This window comes from Streptomyces sp. NPDC057654 (assembly GCF_042800135.1).
GTDB lineage: Bacteria > Actinomycetota > Actinomycetes > Streptomycetales > Streptomycetaceae > Streptomyces.
This window is the reverse complement of sequence record NZ_JBHVHQ010001183.1, coordinates 1-2,038: the sequence shown is the minus strand read 5'-3', so window position 1 is coordinate 2,038 and position 2,038 is coordinate 1. Positions and strand designations below refer to the sequence as shown.

Annotated in this window: 2 protein-coding genes; both read right to left on the bottom strand. The window is 74.7% G+C overall.

Features of this window, described 5'->3' with window-relative positions; translation table 11 throughout:
• Positions 1 to 175, bottom strand: a 175-nt coding sequence (locus ACFU99_RS41810) for a polyketide synthase docking domain-containing protein (protein ID WP_384403520.1), incomplete at its 3' end; no start/stop codon positions are given.
• 99 nt (positions 176 to 274) lie between these two features.
• A partial coding sequence (locus ACFU99_RS41805; protein WP_384403517.1) for an SDR family NAD(P)-dependent oxidoreductase occupies positions 275 to 2,038 on the bottom strand: 1,764 nt, incomplete at its 5' end.

Sequence of the window (2,038 nt, the reverse complement as noted above, 5' to 3'; positions counted from 1 at the left end):
CCAGGCGCCACAGGTCTTCGGGGGTCCGTACGCCGCCGGGGTAGCGGCAGCTCATCGCGACGATCGCGATGGGTTCGCGGTCCTTGGCCTCCGCGTCGCTGAGGCGCTGCCTGGTGCGGTGCAGGTCGGCGGTGACCCGCTTGAGGTAGTCGCGCAGCCGGTCGTCATTCACCATCGTGGGTCACCTTGCTCCGCTTGCTGGGCCGGGGTGGGGTCTGGTGCCTGGTCCTGGTCACGTGCCTGGTCCTGGTCATGTGCCGGGTCCTGGTCCGCGTCATGACGAGCCGAGTTCGTTGTCGATGAGGTCGAAGAGCTCGTCGTCCGTCGCGCCGTCCATCCGGTCCTCGATCGTCGTGCCCTTCCCGTTGCCGTTGCCGCCGGAACTGCTTCCGCCTCCGTTGCCGTACGTGCCGCCGTCCGGGTCGAGTCCGTCCAGCAGCTTCCGCAGCCGTTCCGTGAGGGCGGCGCGGGCGGTGCCGTCCAGGTCGCCGCCGTCGAGTACGCGCTCCAGCTGGTCCAGCTCGGGGATTCCGATCGCCGGACCGGAGCCGGGGCCGGGACCGGCTGCGGCGTCGGAGGCGGCATCGGGTACGAACTCGGTGGCGAGGTGTCCGGCGATGGCGGTCGACGTCGGGTAGTCGAACAGCAGCGTCGCCGGGAGGCGGAGCCCGGTGGCGGCGCGGAGCCGGTTGCGCAGTTCGACGGCGGTCAGCGAGTCGAAGCCCAGCTCCAGGAGGCCGCGGCCGGGCTCGACGGCGGCGGGGCCGGTGAAGCCGAGGACCATCGAGGCGTGCGAGCGGACGAGTTCCAGCAGGACGCGGTTGCGCTGCGCCTCGTTGAGCCCGCCGAGCCGCTTGCGGAGCGCCGCCGCCGCGTCGGGTCCGCCGGTCTCGGCCTCGCCGCCCGCCGTGCCGCGCCGGGCCGGTGCTCGTACGAGGCCGCTGAGCAGGGCGGGAATGCCCTGGGTGTCGGCTTGGCCGCGGACGGCCCTGGTGTCGAGGCGCAGCGGCAGCAGCACCGGTTCGGCGACCGCGCCCGCCGCGTCGAACAGGGCGAGTCCTTCTGCGGGGGTGAACGCGACGATGCCGCCGCGGGCGATCCGCTGGAGGTCGGCGTCGCTGAGCCCGCCGGTCATGCCGCCGCTGTTGGCCCACAGGCCCCAGGCCAGCGACGCGCCGGGCAGCCCCTGGGACCGCCGCCGGTGGGCGAGGGCGTCGAGGAAGGAGTTGGCTGCGGCGTAGTTGCCCTGGCCCATGCCGCCGAAGACGCCGGCGATCGAGGAGAACATAACGAACTCCGACAGGTCGTGGCCGGCGGTCAGTTCGTGGAGGTTGAGCGCGGCGTCCACCTTGGGGCGCAGCGCGGTGTCGAGCTGTTCGGGCGTCATGGTGGCGACGACCGAGTCGGCGAGGGCGCCGGCCGCGTGCACCACGCCCGTCAGGGGGTGGGCGGGGTCGATTCCGTGGAGCAGTGCGGCGAGCGCGTCGCGGTCGGCGGCGTCGCACGCGGCGACCTCGGCCGCCGCGCCGAGCGCGGCCAGTTCGGACAGGAGGTCGGCCGCGCCGTCGGCGGCGGGGCCGGTGCGGCTGGTGAGCAGCAGGTGGCGTACGCCGTGTTCGGTGACGAGGTGGCGGGCGAGGTGGGCGCCGATGGCGCCGGTGCCGCCGGTGATCCGTACGGTGCCCTGCGGGTCCCAGCCGGGGCGGCGTTCGGGCGCGGACAGCGGTACGCGCGCCAGCCGGGCGGCGTGCGCGGCCCCGGCCCGTACGGCGAGCTGGGGTTCGCCCGAGGCCAGGGCCGCGGGGAGGGCGGCCGGCGAGTCCTCGTGGCCGTCGACGTCCACGAGCACGAAGCGGTCGGGGTGCTCGGTCTGAGCCGTGCGGACCAGCCCCCACACGGCGGCCTGCGCCAGGTCGCGGACGTCGTCCCCGGCGTCGACGGCCACCGCGCCGGAGGTCACGACGGCGAGCTTGGCGGTGGCGAACCGGTCGTCGGAGAGCCACTGCTGAAGCAGCGTCAGGATGTCGGCGACGGCTGT